General features: G+C 40.5%; 12 protein-coding genes. 5 read left to right on the plus strand and 7 right to left on the minus strand.

The window, feature by feature from the left end; genetic code table 11:
• The first annotated feature begins 396 nt into the window (after positions 1-396).
• On the plus strand, positions 397-1644 hold the full coding sequence (locus ACM0OT_RS17775) for an alpha-L-fucosidase (protein ID WP_414565749.1): 1248 nt from the start codon (positions 397-399) through the stop codon (positions 1642-1644).
• A gap of 534 nt (positions 1645-2178) precedes the next feature.
• On the opposite strand, the gene ACM0OT_RS17780 is transcribed toward ACM0OT_RS17775, so the two are convergent.
• The 7 genes from ACM0OT_RS17780 to ACM0OT_RS17810 all read right to left on the minus strand — a co-directional run bounded on the left by ACM0OT_RS17780 (position 2179) and on the right by ACM0OT_RS17810 (position 14969).
• Positions 2179-2337 (minus strand): hypothetical protein, encoded by a 159-nt coding sequence (locus ACM0OT_RS17780; RefSeq protein ID WP_414565750.1) that lies wholly within the window; start codon positions 2335-2337, stop codon positions 2179-2181.
• 156 nt (positions 2338-2493) lie between these two features.
• Positions 2494-2994 (minus strand): DUF3598 family protein, encoded by a 501-nt coding sequence (locus ACM0OT_RS17785; protein WP_414565751.1) that lies wholly within the window; start codon positions 2992-2994, stop codon positions 2494-2496.
• Between the two features lie 23 nt (positions 2995-3017).
• Positions 3018-10328 (minus strand): aminotransferase class III-fold pyridoxal phosphate-dependent enzyme, encoded by a 7311-nt coding sequence (locus ACM0OT_RS17790; protein WP_414565752.1) that lies wholly within the window; start codon positions 10326-10328, stop codon positions 3018-3020.
• 110 nt (positions 10329-10438) lie between these two features.
• Positions 10439-11896, minus strand: a complete 1458-nt coding sequence (locus tag ACM0OT_RS17795) for an acyl-CoA-binding protein (protein ID WP_414565753.1) — start codon at positions 11894-11896, stop codon at positions 10439-10441.
• Positions 11897-11911: 15 nt separating this feature from the next.
• Entirely contained in the window at positions 11912-13633 is a 1722-nt protein-coding gene (locus ACM0OT_RS17800) for a fatty acyl-AMP ligase (RefSeq protein ID WP_414565754.1), read from the minus strand.
• Between the two features lie 23 nt (positions 13634-13656).
• Complete coding sequence (locus ACM0OT_RS17805; protein ID WP_414565755.1) at positions 13657-14514, minus strand: hypothetical protein; 858 nt, start codon at positions 14512-14514, stop codon at positions 13657-13659.
• Positions 14515-14639: 125 nt separating this feature from the next.
• The gene (locus ACM0OT_RS17810) at positions 14640-14969 is read right to left on the minus strand and encodes a hypothetical protein (protein ID WP_414565756.1); all 330 of its coding nucleotides are present in this window, start codon (positions 14967-14969) and stop codon (positions 14640-14642) included.
• Between the two features lie 814 nt (positions 14970-15783).
• Here ACM0OT_RS17810 and ACM0OT_RS17815 point away from each other — a divergent pair.
• The 4 genes from ACM0OT_RS17815 (at position 15784) to ACM0OT_RS17830 (ending at position 24487) form a co-directional block, all read left to right on the plus strand.
• Positions 15784-16581: a 2OG-Fe(II) oxygenase gene (locus tag ACM0OT_RS17815; protein WP_414565757.1), complete on the plus strand. Its 798-nt coding sequence runs from the start codon at positions 15784-15786 to the stop codon at positions 16579-16581.
• A gap of 122 nt (positions 16582-16703) precedes the next feature.
• Positions 16704-17513 carry a 2OG-Fe(II) oxygenase gene (locus tag ACM0OT_RS17820; protein WP_414565758.1) on the plus strand — a complete coding sequence of 270 codons (810 nt, stop codon included), beginning with the start codon at positions 16704-16706 and terminating at the stop codon, positions 17511-17513.
• A gap of 80 nt (positions 17514-17593) precedes the next feature.
• Positions 17594-18400, plus strand: coding sequence for a hypothetical protein (locus ACM0OT_RS17825; protein ID WP_414565759.1), 807 nt, complete (start codon positions 17594-17596; stop codon positions 18398-18400).
• A gap of 45 nt (positions 18401-18445) precedes the next feature.
• Positions 18446-24487 (plus strand): amino acid adenylation domain-containing protein, encoded by a 6042-nt coding sequence (locus tag ACM0OT_RS17830; protein WP_414565760.1) that lies wholly within the window; start codon positions 18446-18448, stop codon positions 24485-24487.
• Positions 24488-24495 lie beyond the last annotated feature (8 nt).

Genomic DNA, 24495 nt, shown 5'->3' on the forward strand with positions numbered 1-24495 from the left:
CATTAGTTGAAATAATGTGGCATTTTACACAGTATCATCCATCCAGCCACATTCCGCGCAATCCCTCTGGAAGTTGCGTCCTAAAACGGGGATTTATACATAAGACGCAACAAAACCCCCACGGATCAGGTGAGATTGATTTAGGGTTTCTCTTGTGGGTACAAATGCACTATAAATAATCGAAGATGGCAAGTATGATTTTTTACGCGCTGCGATAAACTACGTTGAGTCGATGGCGTGGAGCGCAGTGCCGCGTAACTTGCCGTAAACCATAGGCGATGGGCTACCCCGACAGTAGGTTATCGCATTTTCAACAACCAAAAACTGTATATATATGTACTAAGATGCAAAGGCAGCTATTTCTTTAAATAAGCAGAATTATTGCCAAATTTCACCATGATGAATAACTGGTTTAATGCAGCGCGATGGGGGATGTTCATTCATTGGGGACATAGTTCTCAACAAGGATGTGAGTTATCTTGGCCGTTAGTTGGGGGTGTATTCAGTCTGCCTTTTTGCAAAGATATTCCAGTTGAGAAATATCACTACACAGCCAGTACTTTCAATCCACAGAAATATAATCCTCAAGAATGGGCATATTTAGCAAAAAGTTTAGGAATGAAATATGCCATATTAACAGCCAAGCATCATGATGGTTTTGCCCTATTTCATACCGAAGAATCAGAATTTTCGATGGCATCTACACCTTATGAAAAAGACATTGTAGGTGAATTTATCGCAGCTATGCGCTCTGAAGGATTGCGTATTGGTCTTTATTTTTCACTTAGTGACTGGCATCATCCTGACTATCCAGCTTTTACAGAGGCAGATAAACCTTATCGTTTTGACCAACTACCTCAACCTACACCACAACAGTGGGAGCGATATATTCAGTTTTTGTTCAATCAGATCCGCGAATTATTGACCAACTACGGTCAAATTGACATCATTTGGTTTGATGGCAGTTGGGAACGCACTCCAGAGCAATGGCAGGTTCAAGAATTAGCCAAAACGATTCGTGATTTGCAACCTCATATTCTCATTAATGATCGTCTGCCAAACTGTGGAGATTTTGATACTCCTGAGCAGTTTATTCCTCCTCATCCACCTGCTCGTCCTTGGGAAACCTGCCTGACTATAAATGAAAGTTGGGGATATAACCCAGATGACGGCAACTTCAAATCCTCTCGTCAATTGATTCATACTCTTTGCGAAGTAGCAGGTAAAGGAGGCAATCTCTTACTCAATGTAAGTCCAATGGGTAATGGGCAAATCCCACCTGAGCAGTTAGAACGGCTCCAAGATATAGCAGATTGGATGTCTCAGAACTCTGAAAGTATACTTGATACCACACCAGGGTTAGAACCTTGGCAATTTTATGGACCTTCAACTCGTCAGGGCAATCGCATTTATCTACACCTATTAATGAAACCTTACGAAACAATATCAGTTAGGGGTATACCAATTAAACGAGTAAAATCGGTATTTGTTCTTGCTGACGGTACAGCACTAACTTACACAAGTCGTTGTGCAATTATGGATTCTTTCCTCAATTCCGATCCGCTAGGAGAGTTAACAATTCATGTACCTGAATCAGTGATTAATCCATACGTAACAGTGATTTGTATTGATATTAATTCTTGATTACTTAATATAAATTAGGTAACTTTAGCAGACTGAGTACTTAATTCAATTTAATTGCTTGTAGCGTAATCAGAAGCAATCTTATCTAGCAAGGATGCTGTACGATAACTGATAATTTTTGAATCCAAGTCTTGAGAATCTCCGTTCAATGGCAATCGCCCATATCATATCTGGATGATCGCCCCTATTATGCGTAATAGCGAGCGAATTACCTTGTCCAAAACGACTTGGCGCGTTCCTGATGAAGTTCCATTTATGGAATCTGGGCTTGTACCTTTGGGGGCGGGGCAGGAAATGACATGGCAACTGGTATGACATTCGCATTGTGCATCAGCCGTTGTGGAATCCTGTCGGTTAGCTTAGTCCAACGAGTAATTTGAATCACTGGCTCAAATTTGAGTCTGTGAATCTTCCATTTTGAGTAGCGATCGCCCCCTCACCTCTGAGGACGTTTAACGCTCACAAACAAGTCCCAAATATCTCGCTGTCTACTAACATCTTCAACTTGTTGACAGACAATAAGTTAAGTTCCTATTAATTGGCTGTTTGTTTACTCGCTTGATTAACTCGCTGCCACAGTTCACCATCTTCTCGATAAATATTCAACGCGGCAATGGCATCTTTTGCATCGAGGTCTTTTCCTTGAGCTACTAGTGAAATCAGAAAATCTATTGCTTTATCTTGTCGCAGCATCGCTACTGCTAGTAAAAATGTACGACGGAGTTCTATGTTTTTTGTTTGCTCCCAAGAACTTTTGAGAAATTCAAAAGAACCACACCCAAATCATTTCAAATTTTGCTAATCCAAGCCGTTTTTTCTCACTCGTAATAAATCCGGGTTAAGGTAGCCTCAATCAATTTTGTGTTCAACAACAATTATGAATCCACTCAATTTCCCATCTTGTACATGAAATTTTTGTAAAGTTCTGATTCTTTGATTATTGCTAATTAAATTGATAGTTTCTATTGCTAAAGTAACATCAGTTACTTTGTCAGATACATTGATAATGATTAGATTTTCCCCAACTTCTTCGACAAGCATTAGAAAGTTACAATAAGGAACATTAGGGCTTTCAAGAATTACTGTGTTACTATTCACAATTCTGCCGAAAAAGCTGAGATTTTCTATTCTGCCACTGGAATATTTATTTTGGTTAGTTTGAACCCACTGATTGTTAATAATCTTTTGGTTTAACACTGATGTGAATCTTTCTATTTCATTAGCATCTTTGTCTAGACGAGTCCAGTGCCCTTCCCAAGCACCAACAAATTTCGGCAAAACTTTAAAGTTCTCTAGTTTAATTTCCTTATTTGTGTCAGAAAGAGGTAAATTCATAATTTGTCTATTCATATTATCTCTGGTGAAAACTAATTTTAACTTTTTAGCGCTTGACGCTTAAAATTCTTCAATTTCTGGATGCTAGAAGCTTCTAATTTTTTTTCTTCTGCAAGCTGTTTTTCTTTTTCTGATGCGGTGAGTTTTTCTACGATCGCATCCAACAAAACATTTGGCTGTTTAATCACTGTGCGTAAAATTATTTGAAATTGTTCTATCCAATATGCAATAGTGGCAGAACTATATATATCTGAATTGTAATTACATTTCAATAATAGTTGACCATTTATCTCAACAATATTCCAAGTGAGTTCTCGCCGAGCAATGCCAATATAATTTGTAAATCCTTCAACTTCTAATCCAAAAAAATTTAGTTTAGCACCAAATTTATCCATCCCAAACAATGCTGTAATTAATGGTGTCCGGCTAGGATCGCGCTTGATATTCAGTTTCTTCAGCAATTGATTAAAAGGATAATTTTGATGTTCATAGCCATTGATAAGCACCTTTCTCACATCGTTAAGATAGTCGGTAAAGCTTTGGTTTTTCAGACTAAATCGTAATGGCAAAACATTGGCACAATAGCCAACAAGGTCTTTACCACCTACATGAGATTGTCCAGCCACAGGCACACCAATTACTATATCGTCCTGAACCGTAAGTTGATGTAGCAAAAGATTAAATGCGGCTAGTAAAGTCATAAACGAAGTACATCCATGCTGACTACTTAAGTTTTTTAACTCACGACAACAGGATTTATCGATAATCTGACAATGTTCAACTCCAGCGTAAGTTTGTACAAGAGGTCGGGGATAATCTGTAGGCAATTCTAAAACGGGAATTGAATTAGCAAATTGGGTTAACCAGTAAGATTCATCTTTGGCTATTTTTTGTCCTTGGCTGTTGATATATTCTCGAAATTGTAGAGGTTCTTCAAGTTGATAGCGAACACCCTGACATTCGGCGGAATATATTGTGGCTAAGTCTTTGAAGATGATATCAATTGACCAGCCATCAATAATAATGTGATGAGCAGTAAGCACCAACAGATGCAGTTGTGACTCTAGTTTGAGAATATGGACACGCAATAAAGGCGCAATGCTGAGATCGAAAGGTTTATGTCCTTCTTTTTTCAGCCACTCAGCTACTTTAGTTTTGCGATCGCCTTTGGTGCTGCGCTCCGCGCAATCGCTACTTTCTAAATTTGAAAAATCAATTACAGGAACATCTATTTTCACAGACGGTAATATCTGCTGAAAATCGCCTTGAATACTGATCATAGTTCGTAACGCTTCATGGCGATTGACAACTTTCTGTACCGCCTGATGCATTGCCTTTAAGTCCAACGAACCCTGCAATTGCAAACTTACAGATTCATTGTAGGCAATGGAACCTTCTTCACTCATCTGTGCCAAAACCCAAAGCTGTTTTTGCGCTTCAGTTAAAGGTATTTTGTGCGCTGCTTCAGCTACAATTACCGCCTGTTGGGGTAAATCAGACAGCATTTGTGAGGCAGATGGAATAGACACCGCTTCTCTAAATCCGCTTGAGTGTAATAGTTCTTGCCATTGGGAAGTAGAAAGTAATGGGTAAGATGGTCGCAAATCATGATCGCAGAATCTCCACCACCCTTCAGTTAACCCAAATATTAAATCTAACCAACGCTGACGGGTTGTTCCTTCCATCAGTATTAGCAATCCGCCTGGAACTAATAGTTGTAATACGTGTTTTAGTGATTGTTTTAAATCTGTAGTAGCGTGCAGTACATTTGCCGCTACAATTACATCATACTGATGAGCCGCAAATCCTTGATTTTCAGGCTCTTGTTCAATATCTAAAATCTGATATTGTATGTATGGATAATCACTAAAGTTTTGCCTAGCTTTACCCATAAAAACAGGGGATAAATCGGTAAATACATATTCTGTTTGTGCGGCTGGTAGGTGAGGTAGGATATGGGCTGTTGTTCCTCCAGTACCAGCACCAATTTCTAGGATTCGCACGTTGCTACCTTTGGGCAAATTTTCCCAGGCAATGGCAATTGTGTTTTGCACCAGAGTATTCATGATCCGCGCTACGGGTGAATCTTGATACAGCTTGGTTAAGCTTGTGGAATCACCGTTGGGGAATAACAGCTGTAGTGGGTGGCGTTTTCCTTGCAACACTTGGGCTAGTTCTTGCCCGCAACGCTGTAGCAAAGATAACTCTGCTTCTAAAGCTGGATATGCCAACAAAATCGCTTTTTCCTCTGGTTCTGGACTTTCCGGTACTTGCAACACTTCCCACCGATCGTTAACTTGACGGAGTATTTTTTCTTCCTCCAATATCTCCAGCAAGCGACCTAGTAGCCGTCGGTGTTGGTTAACTATTCCTAACTGTTCAGCGATGCATGGGAATGTAAATTTATTGCCAAGGTGAAATTCCCAACCCATTTGTTGGAAAGCTTTGAGAACGTAGGCGAAGCTTAAAGCTTCTAGTTTAGTTAATGCTTGTTGATAAGCTGCTAAGTCTTGCTGGACAATTAATTGATGGAATTGGGGTGTGAGGCGATCGCTAATTTCTTTCGGGGTGGGTAAAGTAATTGTTTGTGTTTTTTCGACTGACGTGGCAGACGGGGCGCATATATCCGCAGATTGGAGCAAAAAACCACCTTGCTGCAATTCGTCTACACTCTCCTTGACTGTCGCAATTAGATAATCAATATCTTGATCGGTATGTGCAGTGGACAGAAAACAGTTACGCCCTTCCCAAATATAGACACCTTTTTCTAGTAAATGATAAAACAGCAAGTCTATATTTTCTGTGGAAGCAAATCGAAACAGAGAGCCAAAATGTACTAACTCCATCGGTACGTTCTCTGCTTGAAAGTAAGCATTCAGCGTTGCAGCTAACTTAGATGTACTATGGTTCAATTGCTGTTGAAGTTTAATACCTTCCTGCTTGAGATGTTGTAATACTGCCCGCGCCGCAGCCATCGCCATGTGGTTTTTGTTAAAGGTGCCAGCAAAAAAGGTCTTTTCCGCTTGAGGATAGGAAGCATCACTATAATTCCACTGTCCACCATCGATGCCATTCATGTAAGTGGCCTTGCCAGCTATAACCCCCATTGGCTGACCACCGCCGATAATCTTGCCATAAATGACGAGATCCGCTTCAATGCCAGAATAGGCCTGAAATCCGCCCGGATGAATGCGAAAACCTGTAATCACTTCATCGAAAATCAAAGCGATACCTGCTGTTTGTGTTAATTGCCGCAACTTTTGTAAAAACTCTTGGGGCTGTAAATTAGGACGGCGACTCTGCACTGGTTCCACTAATACCGCAGCCAATTCGTGGGCATGAGTTTGCAGAATATCCAAAGATTGGGGATTGCCATAATTCAGTACCAGCACATCGGCAACGGCTTGTCCAGAGACGCCATTTGCTATTGGCATAGCACTTTCACCGTTGGCGGCTCTTGCTAAAACTCCATCGAAATGACCATGATAAGAACCAGTAAATAAAGCAATTTTATTTCTACCAGTCGCTGTACGTGATAGCCGTAGCGCCGTCATCACTGCTTCTGTACCAGAATTACAGAATGTAACTCGCTCTGTATTTGTAAGTTCACAGATTAATTCGGCTACTTCTGCGGCTAGATGGGATTGGGGGCCGAGTTGTATTCCTTGCTGGATTTGTGCTTCTAAGGCTTGAGTAATAAATGGTGCGTTATGACCAAATAGCAGCACTCCAAACCCCATTGTGATGTCGATATACTCGTTACCATCAAGATCCCAAAATTTGGAGCCTTTAGCTCGTTCGCCAATGATGGGATAAACTAATTCTTTGATAGAAGGGCGAAATCCGGCTACGGCTCTGCTATCGGCAAGAATGGAGCGGCTGGCTGCTGCTCGTTGTTTGGATGATTGCGTTTTTTTGGTATATCGGGCGATTAGGGTTTTTAGGTGGTGTTGTTGGTGGGGGTTTAGTTCTTTGACTTGAGTTTCTGCAACAGGTTTTTGATTTTTTTTCTCACGCAGAGACGCGGAGGCGCAGAGAGAAGGAGAATTAAGGGGAGATGGAGTTATTTTTTCTGATGATACTTTTGTTGTGGTTCCACGTAGGGTCTCTAGTTGTTGAAACATTAGTTGAGACATCACTTGCAGCTGCTGTGACATAATTCGCTCTAGTGCTGTCTCTGGTAAGGTTTCTGTAGGAGTTGAAGTCGGTGTACTAACAATTTTTGGCAGAGGTGTTTTAGGGATTGGTTGTTTGGGCTGCAAGTCAGGTGGTGTGTTGCCAGCTATGTAAGTTGCTAGTGCTTCAATGGTTCGATATTCTTCAAATAACTGGCTAATGGCAATTTTGATGCCATAGGTGTTTTCAATTTTGGCTACAGCATCAATTAGGATGAGCGAATCAGCGCCCATTTCTAGAAAGGGTGTATAAATATCTACTTTTTCAGGGGATATTTGCAGTAAATTTCCTACTAGAGAACGTAATGTTACCAAAATCTGCTGTGGCGGGTTGGCGGAATGATTGTGGTTGTTCTCCATCTGGGAATACTCCTGCTTTTGGCCTTTGCGGTTCGTTATTTCATCTGTATTTTGTGCAACGTCTGGTAGCTCACTAGTTGCTGATTTAAGCCAGTAACGTTGACGTTGGAAGGGATAGGTAGGAAGCGATCGCTTATTTCTGGAATAATCTTGCTCAAAGCCCGTCCAGTTGATATCTACTCCTTGCATGTACAGAGCAGATAAGCTGGAAAGTAGCACCTGCCAATCCTCTTGCCCTTGAACTAGGGAAGAAAGCCAAGTAGCTGGAGTTTGCTGGCATTTTTGACCGATTCTTGAAAGGATGGGCTTGGCACCGATTTCTAAAAATAAGTTATGCCCTTGTGCAAATAAAGTATTTATCCCTGCCATAAATCTGACTGGTTCTCTGGTATGGCGTCGCCAATAGTTGGCATCAGGGGTATATTCGGAGGGTAGAATTTCGCCGGTTAAGTTAGAAATCAGGGGTAGGCGTGGAGTTTGAAACTGCACTTGGCTAGCTAAAGTTTCAAAGGCATCCAGCATCGGTTCAATCAGTGGAGAGTGGAAGGCGTGGGAGACTCGCAACTGTTGAGTTTTGATTCCTTGTGCTTCCAAGGTAGCAACCACTGACCGGACTGGCGATCGCTCACCGGAAATGACAATATTCTCAGGGCTGTTAATTGTGGCAATGGAAATTGTTTGAGAGTACGGTTGAATTGCCGCTTTTACTTTGATTTCAGGTGCAAATACAGCGAACATTTCACCAGTTTGGGGTAAAGCTTGCATTAATTGAGCGCGCCCAGCAACTAGTTTCAAACCTTCTTCGAGGCTAAATACTCCCGCCACACAAGCAGCGACATACTCACCCAAACTATGACCAATCACAACTTGCGGCGTTATTCCCCAAGACTGCCATAATTCAGCAAGGGCATATTCTAGAGCAAATATAGCGGGTTGGGTGTAGGCGGTTTGATCTAAAAGTGAACTTTCCCCCTCGCTGGGATACAAAACTTCTAGTAACGGCTGATCCAAATAAGGACGTAAAATTTTATCGCAGCGTTCGAGGGTTTTTCGGAAAGTGGGCTGGGTTTCATAAAGTTGACGACCCATGCCTACGTATTGGGAACCCTGACCTGTAAATAAGAAGGCTATTTTTGGAGGCTGGCGGTTAACCACCTTGCCACTCAATAGTCCAAATGTTTCTTTGTTTGTAGTTAAATTACTGAGGCGATCTGCTTTAGCAGCAGCGCTTGCGCTATCGCCCAATTGTTGATGTGACTCAGCTACAATTGCCAACCGATGGGCAAAATGCGATCGCCCTGTATTGGCAGTAAAACAAATATCCGCCAGAGATATGTCAGAATTAGACGCGACAAAATCTGCGTAATGCTGCGCCAGTTCCTTTAAACCCGTCTCATTCTTGGCTGATAAAGCCAGCAAATGCAAAGGTCGCTCAATTCTTCCTCCCCCGCTCCCCTGCTCCCCTGCTCCCCTGCTCCTCTCCTCCTCTGCTCCCCTGCTAGCTTCTGGCGCTGCTTCCAGAATCACATGACAATTAGTACCACCAAAGCTAAAACCACTCACGCCAGCTAAACGGCGATCTGCTTTAGCAGCAGCGCTTGCGCTATCGCTAAATTTGGGCCAAGGTTGGCATTCTCTAGGAATAAAAAACGGTGTTTTATCTAAACCCAGATGGGGATTTAACTGCTGCAAGTGTAGGTGGGAGGGAATTTCCCCGTATTGGAGCGATAACACCACCTTAATTAAACCCGCAATCCCAGCTGCTGGTTCTAAATGCCCAATGTTTGTCTTAACTGAACCAATTCCACAGCGTTGTTCTGAGGAACGGCCTGCCATTAATACCGCCTTGATCGCTCTAATTTCAATGGGATCTCCTAAAGGCGTTCCAGTACCGTGGGCTTCTATATAGCTAATTTCTGCTGGTGCAACATCGGCATTTTTTAAAGCTTGGCGAATCACGGCTTGTTGCGCCTTACCGTTGGGTGCTGTAATGCCGTTGCTGAGTCCATCGTGATTAACTGCCGAACCTCTAATTACTGCTAGGATGCGATCGCTATTTTTGATTGCATCACTGAGGCGTTTGAGAATTAAAATACCGCAACCCTCACCCCGGACGTAACCATTGGCACTAGCGTCAAAGGTTTTACATCGCCCATCAGGAGCCATCATTCGGGCTTGGGAGAAGGTAATTGTCATATCTGGGGTTAGCATCAGACTCACGCCGCCAGCAATGACTAAGTTAGATTCGCCACTCCGTAAACTCTGACAAGCAGAATGAACAGCTACAAGAGATGAAGAACAAGCTGTCTCTATAGCCATACTTGGCCCATGCAAATCCAATAAATAAGATAAGCGATTAGCGGCGACGCTGAGAGTTAGACCAGTACCATGATGACTGTTGATGTTAGATAAATCACTACATAAAATTCTACCGTAGTCGTAATTACCAATGCCAATGAAAACCCCTGTTTGGCTACCTGCTAAACTTTCTGGTGCGATCGCAGCATCTTCTAAAGCTTCCCAAGCTACCTCTAACACCAATCTGTGCTGGGGATCTATGCGTTCAGCTTCGCGGGGAGAAATTTCAAAGAAGGCGGGATCAAATTGATCTACCTGATCTAAGAAACCGCCCCAACGGGTATTCATTTTTCCTGGTGTAGTTGGATCTGGATCATAAAAAGCATCAACATCCCATCTGTCTTTTGGCACAGAGGCGATCGCATCGACTCCATTATGCAAAAGCTTCCAGAATGATTCGGGATTGTTAGCCTTGGGAAAACGGCAACCGATGCCTATAATCGCTATGGGTTCCACTTTAGACCTTTAGTTCTGAACTATCACAACATCAAGATGGATGAATTTATTTCACGCAGAGGCGCAGAGACGCAGAGAGTAAGAGTTGAAGGCTTCCTTCTGCCTTCTTTTCAAGCTAGGACTTGCAATTCTTCTGCTATATGCTCAGATAAAGCTTCAATTGTAGGATATTCATAAACTAAAGTAGGTACAAGTTGATATCCTACCCAAGCTTCTAAATCCCCAATCAAAACAGTTCCTTCTGCTGATGACAAACCATAACGTTGAAAAGGAATTTTTACCTCGATTTCATTTGGCTGCATTTCCAAAAGTTCAGCTAAATAGGCGATTAACCAAGCTTGAATATCTGCCGCTTTTAACAGTTCCTGATTTACGGTTCCTATATTAGTTGTGCTAATTGAATCTTTAATATCTTTGCGTGGTAGAGTTGCTACTAATTGGTTATACCGCTTCATCGCTTCAGTAGAATTCATACCTTGATATTGATTCCAAGCTTGCCACTGAATGTATTTGCGGGGATGCAAAATTGGGTTGGGTTCTTGTTCTTGACAATCTCCTTCTAATGCCTGTTTTTCTAAACCATAAATCTCTAGTTGTAGTTTACCTTCAGGGATATTTACGTGATGAAAACGTACTAAATTAGACATGAGTTGAAATTCTACTTCAGTTTCATCTAAATCATGCCCATCTCTAACTAGATTATGTTTATAATCATCGCGTCCTGAAACTAAAATACAAAAATGCCTTTTAATATTATGTGCATTTTCATCAATGAAATCGCCTTGCCAGCGATAGGGATAAACTTGAGTACTCGGACGCACGTAACGCCCAATAATTGCTAGACGACGACGATTTGAGCGATTGGGCAGCGAACAATGCATTGTACTTTCAGTGAAGATAATCGCTTGTCCAGCTTTGACTGGTACTGCTTCTACTTGCCAGTCATTTTCATCAAATTCATAAGAAAGGGAGTATTGCTGTTCTTTTTGCCAAACTGTTTTATGGGCGCTGATACCAGCAAACACACCTTCAGATGCCGGAACACTACCTTTTAAGATTTTAAATATTTGCTGATGTGAACCATTAGCAAAACGCATACAACCGTTTTCTAAATCTGCATCTTCAAGTGCCACCCATACGGTTAAATTTATTGGGTCTTCATCTTGAGAATACACTAAAGTTTTCTTTTCAAAATCAATATCACTAGATGTATAAAATTCTTTTGCTTGATGCCATTTGATTTCTCCTTGTCCGGGCATTTTACAAAAGACATTAGTATACCAGAGTAATAAATTTTCTCCAGCAATTTGGTTTAATCTTTGAATTAATTGAGGATTTTTAAATAATTCTGCTATTGGTTGATGAAATAGATGATGATCGCGGGGTGTTTCTAAATTAAGCACATTATTATAAAAGGTGATAATTTCTTGATTATCTGCCTCTTTGATTTTGCGGCTATTAGTCTCTAGACATTGTTGGACGGCAGTAATTTCTGCTGCCGAAAAAATATCCACTGGGCCAACCCATCCTTTATCTTGAAAATGTTTAACCTGAGCTTGATTTAACATAAATTTATCTCTTTTTTATAATATTGCTGTTAATTTTTGGGCTTTTTCTGGAGTCAATAAATCCAGTGTGTGATGCAAAAATTTTTGGCGACAAGTCTGACGCTGAATCTTGCCACTAGATGTTTTAGGAATAGTTCCGGTTTTTACTAAAACAACAGTATGAACTCTAATTTCATGTTCTATGGATACTGCTTGGCGGATGTTACCGATAACTTCATCTATATTTAGCCGTCGCAGATAACTCCTCTCTATTTCTTGAACTACTACCAATTGTTGTTCATCCTTAAATTCCACTGCAAAGGCAGCCCCACAACTGGGACGCAATGCTGGATGACTTTTCTCTACTGTTAGTTCAATGTCTTGGGGATAATGATTACGTCCTTGAATGATGATGATATCTTTCAGTCGCCCTGTAACGAATAATTCGCCATCTTTAAGGAAGCCTAAGTCACCAGTACGCAAAAAATGTCTGGAAGTATCTCCTTTGAGGGTGGCTTGAAAAATTTGCTTTGTTTGTTCTGGGTTTTTCCAGTAACCTTGAGCCACGGTGGAACCTGATACCCAAATTTCCCCTATTTCTGAATCTTGGCATTGAGTGAAGGTTTCAGGATCAGCGATCACAATTTCTGTATCAATCTCGCTATATCCACATCCAACTAAGGTCTGTATATTCTCTTGGTCTGGTGTCGCCTCTACTACCCGATTTTGTGCGAGTTCGTCTGCATCAACTTGCAAAAACACAGGCGAATCTTGTTGCCGCACAGCCGCTACTTTCAAGGTAGCTTCAGCTAAACCATAACCAGGACAGAAGGCAGTTAAATCAAATCCACAGGGTTGAAAGGTTTCGGTAAAGCGTTGCAGCACATCTGCTCTAACTGGTTCGGCACCATTTAAAGCCATCCGCCAGCTACTCAGATTTAGGTTAGCTTTTTGCTCTGGTGTAATTTTACGTACACACAAATCGTAGGCGAAATTTGGAGCGCCTGTATGAGTGCCTTTATAGGTGGAAATTGCCTGCAACCATCGTACTGGTTTATACAAAAATGCCACAGGAGGCATCATGTAGCAAGAACATCCTTTATATAAGGGTTCGATGACTCCATAGATTAGCCCCATATCGTGAAAGGTTGGTAGCCACGTGACAATGGTACTTTCGGCTGTGTGGTTCCATCCCAGATCGAGGTCTGCACAGTTGGATAGTAAATTGCTGTGACTTACCATCACGCCTTTAGGAGTGCCTGTAGAACCAGAGGTGTACTGGAGTAATGCGAGGGTGTCAGGATGGATAATCGGTTGCTGCCATGATGATGCCATGTTTGGATTGATTCCATCGGTGGTTAGCCACTGCAACTGAGTTAACCAATGCTGACTATTAGCTAAGACGGATGTAGTTGTGAGGGCAAAAGTCGCTTCTGCATCTTTGGCGATCGCCCACAGTCTAGATATTGATTGATTAGCGCGGGGAGGATAAACAGGAACAGCTACAACCCCAGCTAAGAGACATCCGAAAAAGGCAGCAATAAATTCTAAACCTGGTGGATATAGTAGTAAGGCGCGTTGACCGATGGCGTTATAACTTTGGAGTTGAGCTGCGATCGCCTGTGCCGAACGTTCTAATTCCTGATAACTGAAAGTATCTGCCTCTATTTCTCCATCCTTAAGAAAGGTGTAAGCTTTCTTGTCAGGCTGATGCTGCGCTCTTTTTCGCAAAACATCTACTAGAGTAGAAAATTCCATGACATTATTGCCTTATTAACCTGCTAACTCCAGTAGAAAAGTTTTTCCCGATGCTTAGAAAAAGCCAGAAATCCGCCAACGGTAATGCGACGACGAGAACCTTCAACAGCAGAAACACGATGCAAAATTCTACCTGCATCAAACACCACTAGAGAACCAGCTTCAGGCCTGACATACATTTTGTCGTAGTCTTCCATGACTGAGGCGATCAGTTTACCGTTGACTAGACCATTTTTCCTAGTTCCGCCGTGTTCTTTATCGGGCCACTCTGTTTCTGACCACTCTAAATCATAGAGAACCAACTCGCCCCCAGTTTCAGCAGAACTGAGAACCACAAAATAGCTAAGATGATCATCTGGTTCGACTATGGTTTCCAAGTGACGATAGCCAGGTGTGCAATGCAGAAACTGATTTTCAAAGTGCCAGCCCATATCTTGACCTGGCTCTAAAACTCGAATTGTAGTTGGAGTATAGGCGTAACCGTCGTTAGTCACAGGAAGTTCCACCGGACGACCACCAGACATGGCGCTGAGAACTTCTGTTAGTCGAGTCTCAAAATCAGTTCCTTGACTGAAGAGTTGGCGGCAATATTTACGAAAACCAACAGCTTCGTTGCAATATTGAGTTATATCGGCATCGCATACATATAATGCTGGGCCATAAATAAGAATATCGCCGAAAGGTGATCCGGGAAATGGGCCTTTGCGCGTTAGTTGACTGACGACTTTGGATATATTTTCTTGGGAAAAGAAATTCTTGACAACCACACCATGAATTTGGCGATCGCAAATATTTTTAATTCCCTCTGGGTACTTCCTAATTTCACTAACATCCAACTCTACAAAATTATATAGGGACTTAGCTACAGGTGACTGAATCATGATTTTACCAAATACAAGTTTTGTGCCTCCTCTTGTGAAAGAAAGCTTATGTAGATACATCCCAGCTTATTTTTTGAACATCTGAGATGTATCAAATTTCAGATTAGATATCCAGAAGCAAAATTTTAATTCTCACCAACTGCACTACCGATATGACAAGTGCTGCTACAATAGCTATCCATCATTGCAGCAATCATTGGATTCATTTCATATTGGACTTTCAGAGAATCGAGATAGGTCTGCACATCTCCTTCCGAAACATCAAAGCCTTTATGTTGAGCAAATGCAGCAAGTTTCTTTACTGCACCTTCCACTTTGGCTTCTCCATTAACGTCTTTAAGTTCGCTGAAAGCTCTGGCTAAATCTTGACCACTTTGTGTTGTTGGTTGCATAGCCATCTGTCCATCTTCTGTCGCCATCATCTTCATAAACTCAGTAAATTTTGATATGGACATTTTGTTACTCCAATTTCATGACTGTTCGTAGTGTTGGCTTTTACCCAAATTTCCAAAAATTTCACAAATAAATCTGGCAGCTACCAGAAATTAATAGTTTTGGATTTTAGATAGATTAATTAGCCTTTCGGTTACATCTTTATCATGATTACCTTGCTGATATCAAGGACAGTTAAGACAGTTAAAAAATGATTTACTGGACAGTTAAGACAGTTAAGAACAAAAATAATTAAATATAAGTATAAAAGTTTACATTCTTAAATCAATCATCGCCTACGGTAGAGGTATAGAAGATTGCAGTAACACAAGATATTAAACTTAAATAATAATCAATAAATTTTTGCTTAAGTTAAGTGAGTTTAATTAAACGTAGGATGGATTAGCGTAGCGTAACCCATGCTGATCAAGGGTTAAATGCTGTATTGAAGGAATTTTACATCTTACAAATTATCAAGTAACGCACCATGCCCTATGATGAAGTGCGTTACGCTATCGCTAACACACCCTACGTATTTTTCCAAAAATCAAACCAGACTCCCATATATACAAAATAATTAAAAATCAAAAACCCAAGGGATGAGTTAAATGTCTTAACTGTCTTAACTGTCTTAAATGTCTTAACTGTCTTAACTGTCCAGTAAATCATTTCTTAACTGTCTTAACTGTCCTTGATATCAGCAAGGTAATCATGATAAAGATGTAACCGAAAGGCTAATTAAGATCATCCAAATTATAGTAATTCCTTAATATTTTTGTTTAATTGGCTACATATGGCAGTTAAGTGTAAAAAAATACAAACTCTCATTGATAAACAATGACATACATTAAAAATGATTTGTGGCTGACAGTTGAAGCTAAATCCATCGACAATTATCCAGACGGAGTTAACCAGATTTGCAAAGGTGAATTTGATGGGATGCTGATTAAGCAAGTCTTCACTCAAGAAGAAATGCTAAATGCTAAACATCAACTTAAAAATAGCAAAAATTTACGGAATCAGGTAAAATACGGTGAAACTTTTGGCACAGTTTTAGTAGAAAAAGTAAGTAATCCAGTAAAATACTTCCAGGATGTAGCAGTATATAGAACTGAATTAAACAAAATTTTTGCAACTGGTTATGAAGCCAGAGTTGAAACTTTATTAAGCAAGATATCAGGAGGAAGAAAAGTAGAGATAGCCTCAGAAAATAATCAAACTTATGCACCAGCCCAAATTAGATTTATGGAACCAAATAAGGGCGGACTTATCATTCATAAAGGTAGTCAAAATCTTCATCATCCACCATTTGATTACTTACGGGAAATAACTAGATTATATGAACATCTGAGTTATTTTTTAATAATTGATAAACCGGAACAAGGGGGAGACTTAATAGTTTATGATTTGCCAGCAGAAGCAGCCAACAAAGATTTGGAATATTTAGTTAAAAATTCAGCTTTTGAAAAGTGCGAAAAAAGATATATAAGCCCTGAAATTGGTGATATGGTGCTTTTCCACGGTGGCCCCATATGGCATAAAGTGGCCGATATCAAAGGTCAAAATAGTCGCATTAGTATAGGTGGATTTGTTGCTTTATCAAAAGATGACGAAAAAGTATTTTATTGGAGTTAACTAAAGCTGGAAAGTTTGTGTCTACAAATCATTGCAGATTTTAGGCGATCGCCTACGGTGGACGGAACGCCATCGCACTTAGTAGAGAACATCAGCTAAAGTACAGACGAAAAAAAAGCCATATGAATAGAAATGCTACTCAAGTGGAAATAACGATTAACAATTGGTTGACTTTTGATGCTGAGTCAACTAAGAATTATTCCGATGGTATTAATGAAATTTATCAAGGCAAAATCGATGGAATACTGCTAAAAGGGATTTTTTCTCAAGCAGAAATGTTAGCAGTAACCCATAAACTGGAAAACAAAAATTATCAATTAGAAGCTGTAGGATATGGTACAACACTTGGCTATGTTCTAGCAGCAGCCAGCGGTAAGATTGATAAATATTTAAGAACAGCAGCTAACTTCAGGTCTGAGTTAAAGAGACTTTTTAACACAAATTTTGAAGCGAGAGTTGAAGCAACTTTAAGTCAGATGTCAGGTGGGAGGAAAGTTGAATTAGCTAGAGAAAATGACGAGCGAATTTACACACCAGCTACATTCAGATTTTTACATCCAAATCGTGGGGGAATTGGTTTACATAGAGATAATGAGTTTTTGGTACAGCCATCCTATCAATACTTGAATAAAGTTGCCAAGATGGTAAATTCTCTCAGCTATTTTATTATTGTAGATACGCCAGAAAAAGGTGGAGATTTAGTACTTTATGATGTGCCAGTAGAGCAGTCTGAGACCCGAATTAAGGATTTAGATTTAGAAAAATGCCCAAAAAAAATTATAAACACAAACATCGGTGATATGATTCTTTTTCGAGGAGGAAATATCTTGCATCAAGTGACACCAGATGTGGAAGGGCGAAAAACGAGAATTACTATCGGGGGATTTTTAGCTATCTCTAAAGATGATCAAAAAATCTTCTACTGGAGTTGATAAAAGATGGAAAAATTATATATCTAATTTAAAATTATTGTAGCTAAAAATACCCAACAAGAGGCAAATAGTAAAACGAGATGAATACAAAAACTGCAAAGATAGAATTAATAACAAATAAATGGCTAACTTTTGATGCTGAATTAGCCAGTGATTATCCAGATGGGATTAATCAAATTTATCAAGGTGAAATTGATGGAATGCTCCTGAAAGAAGTTTTTTCTAAAGCAGAAATGTTAGAAGTAAAGCAAAAACTTGAAAATGAAAAAAATGACCTAGAAACCGTAAGATACGGGACAACACTAGGCTGTGTTTTGATGGCAGCAGGTAGTGATCTAGAAAGATATTTCACAAGTGCGGATAGCTTTAGAAACAAGTTAAATAAACTTTTTAATATAAGCTTTGAAGCCAGAGTTGAAAGAATTTTAAATAAAATGTCAGGAGGAAGAAAAGTTGAGTTAGCAAGGGAAAATGACGAGCTGCTTTATACTCCAGCTACTGTCAGATTTGTCTATCCAAATCGAGGAGGAATGACTGCCCATAAAAACAATGATTTTCTGGATAAGCCATACTATAATCATTTGAATAAAATTGCGAAAATGGTCAATGCTCTCAGCTATTTTATAGTCATCGAAAAAGCTGAAGAAGGCGGAGATTTGCTACTTTACGATCTGTCAGAAAATCAATCTATGACTTTCACTAAAGATTTAGATTTAGAGAGTTATTCAAAAACATATATTACCCCCGATATCGGAGATATGATTGTTTTTCACGGTGGCAATATAGTGCATCAAATCACTGATGTTAAGGGTGACACAACAAGAATTACTATTGGCGGCTTCTTAGCAATGTCTAAAGATGAGCAAAAATTCCTCTATTGGAGTTAACTAGTTTTGCTGTGACTTGAACAAGATGTAGTTAGGCAAGAGGAAATGATTGAGTTTTTTCGACTTTCAACTCAGCAAAAGCATCTGTGGTTGTTGCAACAAAGTGAGCGATGCTTACCTTACCGGACTCAAGGCGCTATTTTTATTGAGGGAATTCTCGATATCAAGACTCTCGAAATTGCTTTACATACTGTCATTAATCGCCATGAGATTTTGCGTACCACATTCAAAAGCTCACCCGATGAAATTATCCCTTTTCAAGTCATAAACGACAGTAAAGTACTACCAATTTCTCACCAAGACTTGAGTACTTTAACTCCATTAGAACAGGAAGCTAAAATTGCAGCAATTTGGCAAAAGTTCAGCCAATTGCATGTTGATTTTACCCAAGCTCAAAATTTGGATGTATTGCTGATTATTTTGTCGCCGCAAAAGCATTTATTGATACTCAGTTTACCGTCTTTGTGTGCAGATAGTGTAACCCTGAAGAACTTGGTACATGAAATTAGTTATTACTATCAAGGTTTACCAAGAGAACAACTTCAGCAAGAACCAATGCAGTATGTTGATTATTCTGAATGGCAATATGAATTATTGGCAGCAGAGGATACGAAATTAGGGCGAGATTATTGGAAAAAGCAAGATATTTCTTCTGTTTTTAATTTTAAATTACCAGGAGAAAAACAATCAGTTAAATCTAGAAAATTTCAACCAAAATCATTTGCCATCACTATTGATGCATATACGGTTGCGAAGTTAGAAACACTCGCATGGCAATATGAAACATCAATATCAGTATTCCTACAAACTATCTGGCACATTTGGCTGTGGCGGTTAACAGGACAATCAAACATGATTGTCGGCACAGCATACGATGGACGGCAATATGAAGAATTACAACAATCATTAGGATTATTTACCAGATATTTACCAATTTATTCTCATTTAGCAGCAAATTTACAATTTTTAGAAGTTTTACAGCAGATTCATGAATCTGTAACCAAGCAATACAAGTGGCAGAATTATTTTAGTTGGGATGAAGTAAGTTTATTAAATAGTCCTTGTGAAAATATATCTTACTTCCCCATAAGTTTTGATTTTGCAGAGGAACCAGAAAAGTGGGTTTCAGATAATATCGTTTTTTATATTTATCAGCAGTTTAGTTATATTGATAAATTTAAATTAAATCTTTGTTGTTTACTCAAAAAAAATAACGAATTAATTATAGAATTTTACTACGACTCCAGTTTATTGCAAGCAGAGGATATAAAACGCTGGGCAGGACAATTTCAGATATTATTAGAAAGTGCTATTGAAAATCCGTGTTGTACAATCAGTAAGTTAGAAATTCTTAGTGAGTTGGAACGACAAAAATTATTATTTCAGTTCAACAATACAGAAACTAATTACTCAAAAAATCAATGCATACATCAACTGTTTGAACAACAAGTTAAAAGCACGCCAAATAATTTTGCTGTTGTATTTGAGAATCAGAAATTAACTTATGCTCAACTCAACGCTAGTGCTAATCAACTGGCACGTTATTTACAAGATTTGGGCGTAGGACCAGAAGTGCTGGTGGCAATTTATTTAGAGCGTTCTCTAGAAATAATCATCTCTTTACTAGCTATCCTCAAAGCAGGTGGTGCATACATACCACTCGATCCCCAACTACCAAAGGAACGCCAATCGTTCATTTTAGAAGATACCCAAGTAACAGTAGTGCTGACTAATGCTGAATTAGCTGGGAATCTCTCTCAACACAAAGCGCGTGTGGTTTGCCTAGATGCAGATTGGGATGTCATAACCCAAAAAAGTAATGAAAACTTGGTTAGTGAAGTCAGCCCAGAAAATTTAATTTATGTACTCTACACCTCTGGCTCTACAGGTAAGCCTAAAGGAGTTGCAGTTGAGCATCAGCAAATGTTCAACTATCTCAATGGGATTCTAAAGCGACTAGATATTTCCAGAAATCCCAGCTATGCCTTAATTTCTAGTTTTGCCGCAGATTTAGGCAATACAGTTATATTTCCTGCTCTATGTACAGGTGGCTGTCTGCATATAATTTCCTCAGAACGAGTATCTGATGCAGATGCGATCGCTGATTATTTTCGTTACCACGGCGGTATCGACTTTATCAAAATTGTTCCTACCCACCTGCAAGCTTTACTGAGTTCTGGCCAACACCCTGCCCAAATTCTACCCCGTCGCTGCTTAATCCTGGGCGGTGAAAGCTGTAGCTGGGATTTAGTTGAGAAAGTGCAAGCCTTAGCTCCTGACTGTAGCATCCTTAATCACTATGGCCCTACAGAAGCTACTGTGGGCGTGCTGACTTATCAGGTAGAAAGGCAGATGGCAGAAGGCAGACGGCAGAAGGAAGAAATCAGTGAAGGCTGTCAAAGAGATGATTATTCAGCGACGGTTCCTCTCGGACGACCTTTGGCAAATACCCAAATCTTCCTTTTAGATGAGCATTTGCAACCTGTTCCCATTGGCGTATCTGGGGAATTATACATTGGTGGTGCGAATTTAGCGCGGGGATACTTTAACCGCCCAGAGTTAACCAAAGAGAAATTTATACCAAATCCTTTTATAGAAGGCAGAGGGCAGGAGGCAGGGGAAGCAGAGAGACTATACAAAACCGGAGATTTAGCACGTTATCTTAGTGATGGAAATATAGAGTTCCTGGGACGGATTGACCATCAAGTGAAAATTCGCGGCTTCCGCATTGAGTTAGGGGAAATAGACACAGCACTACGACAACACCCAGCAGTCAGAGAAACTGTAGCGATCGCCCTCGATGATGAACGAGGTGAAAAGCGTCTAGTTGCCTACATCGTCCCTGATCCAGAGCCAGCATTGACAACTAATGAACTCCGTAGCTTTTTGCAGAATAAACTACCTGACTATATGCTGCCTTCTAGTTTTGTCATGCTGGACGCTTTGCCACTCATGCTGAACGGTAAGCTGGATCGTCGCGCCCTCCCACCACCAGACTGGACACGCCCCGAATTAGAAGCATCCTTCATTGCACCTCGAACTTTAGAAGAAAAACTATTAGCTGATATCTGGGCGGAAGTTTTGGGTGTCAAGCGAGTGGGAGTGCAAGACAACTTCTTTGAGTTGGGCGGAGACTCCATTCTCAGCATTCAGATTGTCGCCAGAGCCAAGGAAGTAGGGCTTTGTCTGACCCCGATGCAGCTATTTCACCATCACACGATCGCCCAGTTGATCGCAGTAGCAACTAAGACATCTAAACTTCAAATAGAGCAGAGTTTGGTAACTGGTGAAGTGCCTCTGACACCGATTCAGCATTGGTTCTTCGAGCAAAATTTGCCTGAACTGCATCACTGGAATATGTCGATGCTGCTGGAAACTCCACCAAATTTAAACCCCAACTGGTTGGAGCAAATTATACAACACTTAATCCAACATCACGATGCCTTGCGCCTGCGGTTTGCGCGAGTAGAAGCAGGTTGGCAGCAAATTCACGCCAATGATGGCAGTGTATCACTGTCCCACATAGATTTATCAAATCTCCCCGCACCAGAGCAAGCCAAGGCTATAGAGGCAGAAGTTGCCCAAATGCAGACAAAGCTGAATTTGTCAACAACCTTGATGCGAATGGCTTTGTTTAATCCTGGTGCTAATCAACCAGGGCGTTTAGCGATTATCATTCATCATCTCGTCATGGATGGGATTTCTTGGCGCATCTGGTTAGAGGATTTCCACAAAGCTTATCAAAAGTTGAGTCAGGGTGCAGCTATCCAACTTCCCGCCAAAACGACTTCTTTCCAGCATTGGGCAGAACGTTTGAATGTGTATGCTCAGTCTACAGAACTTCAGCAAGAATTAGATTATTGGCTCAACAGCAGTTTGCGTCCAGTCTCCCCCTTACCCAGAGATAATTCTGGACAGCCTAACACCGTTGCTTCTACCCGTAGCGTCTCAGTCTCCCTGAGTGTGGCTGATACCCAAGCTTTGTTGCAAGAAGTTCCCGCCATCTATAAAACCCAAATTAACGATTTATTATTAACAGCTTTAGCATTAACTTTTAGAGAGTGGACTGGAGAAAACACTTTATTGGTGGAGTTAGAAGGACACGGGCGGGAGGCACTTTTTGATGATATTGATGTGTCACGCACCATTGGTTGGTTTACTAGCCATTTCCCCGTTGTGCTGGACTTATCCCCAGAAGCAGAAACTGGTGTTGAGAATGGCAAAAAATCTCAGGCTATTGGCTGGGTTGTGAAATCGGTGAAAGAACAATTGCGCCGGATTCCTCACCGGGGTATCGGCTATGGTTTGCTACGCTATCTCAGTAGTAACCCAGAAATTACTAAACAACTCCAAGCTTTTCCAGAAGCTGAAGTGAGCTTTAATTATCTGGGACGGTTTGATCAAGTGCTACCACAATCCACACCATTCCGTATAATCCAAGAGTCTATGAAATCTGAGCGGAGTCTGCAAGGAAAGCGATCGCATTTAATCGCCATTGATGCGATCGTTCTCGACAGCAAACTACAACTCAATTGGACTTATAGCGAAAATGTCCACAGGCGATGGACAATTGAGAACTTGGCAGAGAGTTTTTTAGCCACACTCCAACAAATTATTGCTCATTGCTTGGCGACGCGTGGAGGTTACACACCTTCTGATTTCCCGTTAGCTAATTTGAACCAGCAACAACTAGATCAACTCAGCAGCAAATTTGCGCTCGCAGATATTTATTGTCTCTCACCTCTACAACAAGGCTTACTCTTTCACAGCTTGTATGCCCCAAATTCTAGAATGTACTTCCAGCAAAAGATTTTTACCTTACAGGGGAAATTACATATTCAAGCTCTTCAGCAAGCATGGCAACAGGTAGTCAATCGACATCCTAGTTTACGAACCATCTTTATTTGGCAAGACTTAGCCGAACCACTCCAAGTTGTACTACAGCAGACAGAGATATCTTGGCAGATCCAAAACTGGTGTCACTTGCCTTCTTGGGAACAAGAACAACTATTATCAGCTTATCTCCAGGCAGATTTGCACCAAAGTTTTTCCCTTGATCAAACGCCGCCAATGCGATTGGCGTTGATCCAAACTGCTACAGATACTCATCAACTCATCTGGACTCATCATCATTTAATACTAGATGGTTGGTGCAATTCTATTATTCTCAAAGAGGTTTTCACTTTTTACGAAGCTTTGTGTGAAGGCCATAATTTAGACCTCAAAACCAGCCATCCTTATCGAGACTATATCGCCTGGTTAAAAAAGCAAGACTGGCGCGAGGCGGAAACTTTCTGGCGGCGGTTGCTGAGGGGACTACATTCTCCAACTCAGTTGGGGGTAGAGTCAGGTAGTTTACCTAACCATGAGCAGGGATATAGTCAGGAGCAAATTTATCTTTCAGCTGAGGTGACATCAACCCTACAATTTTTTGCTAGACAGCATCATCTCACGCTCAATACTCTCATTCAAGGCGCTTGGGCTTTATTGTTGAGTCGATACAGTGGTGAAGAAGACGTAGTATTTGGGATTACTGTCTCTGGCCGTCCAGCAGAATTGCCAGGAGTTGAGGCGATGGTGGGACTATTAATCAATACCTTACCAATGCGGGTGCAAGTCTCGCCTCATGTTTCCCTACTTTCTTGGTTGCAGCAATTACAACAGCAACAAACACAGATGCTTCAATATCAGCATAGCTCATTAGTACAGATTCAAGAATGGAGTGAGATACCCAGAGGAACACCCTTATTTAATAGCTTTATCACCTTTGAAAATTACCCAATTGATGTTTCCTTAAAAGAGCAAAGCGGTAGATTAAAAATGCTCGATGTGCGTTTCTTTTTTGAAACAAATTATCAACTGAGTTTGACAGTAGAACCAGGTTCAGAACTGTTAATGAGAATTGATTATTTCCCAAAAAAATTTGATGCTGCAACTATTTGCCGGATATTAAAACAACTTCAGTCTGTACTGGAAAATATTCCAGTCAATGCAGGCTATCCTCTATCGCATATTTCCCTAACTACTGACAATACAGCAGTAGAAAGTCAAATACTAGTTAATAGTTTCAATATTTATCTGGAGTAAAATAACAT

Origin of the sequence: Anabaena sp. CCY 9613, from assembly GCF_963920895.1 — a bacterium.
GTDB lineage: Bacteria > Cyanobacteriota > Cyanobacteriia > Cyanobacteriales > Nostocaceae > Cyanocohniella.

What these genes read in the sequence shown, in the direction of transcription:
- ACM0OT_RS17810 (WP_414565756.1), bottom strand. Translation starts at nt 14,969, where the DNA reads ATGTCCATATCAAAATTTACTGAGTTTATGAAGATGATGGCGACAGAA.
- ACM0OT_RS17785 (WP_414565751.1), bottom strand. Translation starts at nt 2,994, where the DNA reads ATGAATAGACAAATTATGAATTTACCTCTTTCTGACACAAATAAGGAA.
- ACM0OT_RS17775 (WP_414565749.1), top strand. Translation starts at nt 397, where the DNA reads ATGATGAATAACTGGTTTAATGCAGCGCGATGGGGGATGTTCATTCAT.
- ACM0OT_RS17830 (WP_414565760.1), top strand. Translation starts at nt 18,446, where the DNA reads ATGATTGAGTTTTTTCGACTTTCAACTCAGCAAAAGCATCTGTGGTTG.
- ACM0OT_RS17800 (WP_414565754.1), bottom strand. Translation starts at nt 13,633, where the DNA reads ATGGAATTTTCTACTCTAGTAGATGTTTTGCGAAAAAGAGCGCAGCAT.
- ACM0OT_RS17825 (WP_414565759.1), top strand. Translation starts at nt 17,594, where the DNA reads ATGAATACAAAAACTGCAAAGATAGAATTAATAACAAATAAATGGCTA.
- ACM0OT_RS17795 (WP_414565753.1), bottom strand. Translation starts at nt 11,896, where the DNA reads ATGTTAAATCAAGCTCAGGTTAAACATTTTCAAGATAAAGGATGGGTT.
- ACM0OT_RS17820 (WP_414565758.1), top strand. Translation starts at nt 16,704, where the DNA reads ATGAATAGAAATGCTACTCAAGTGGAAATAACGATTAACAATTGGTTG.
- ACM0OT_RS17780 (WP_414565750.1), bottom strand. Translation starts at nt 2,337, where the DNA reads ATGCTGCGACAAGATAAAGCAATAGATTTTCTGATTTCACTAGTAGCT.
- ACM0OT_RS17805 (WP_414565755.1), bottom strand. Translation starts at nt 14,514, where the DNA reads ATGATTCAGTCACCTGTAGCTAAGTCCCTATATAATTTTGTAGAGTTG.
- ACM0OT_RS17815 (WP_414565757.1), top strand. Translation starts at nt 15,784, where the DNA reads ATGACATACATTAAAAATGATTTGTGGCTGACAGTTGAAGCTAAATCC.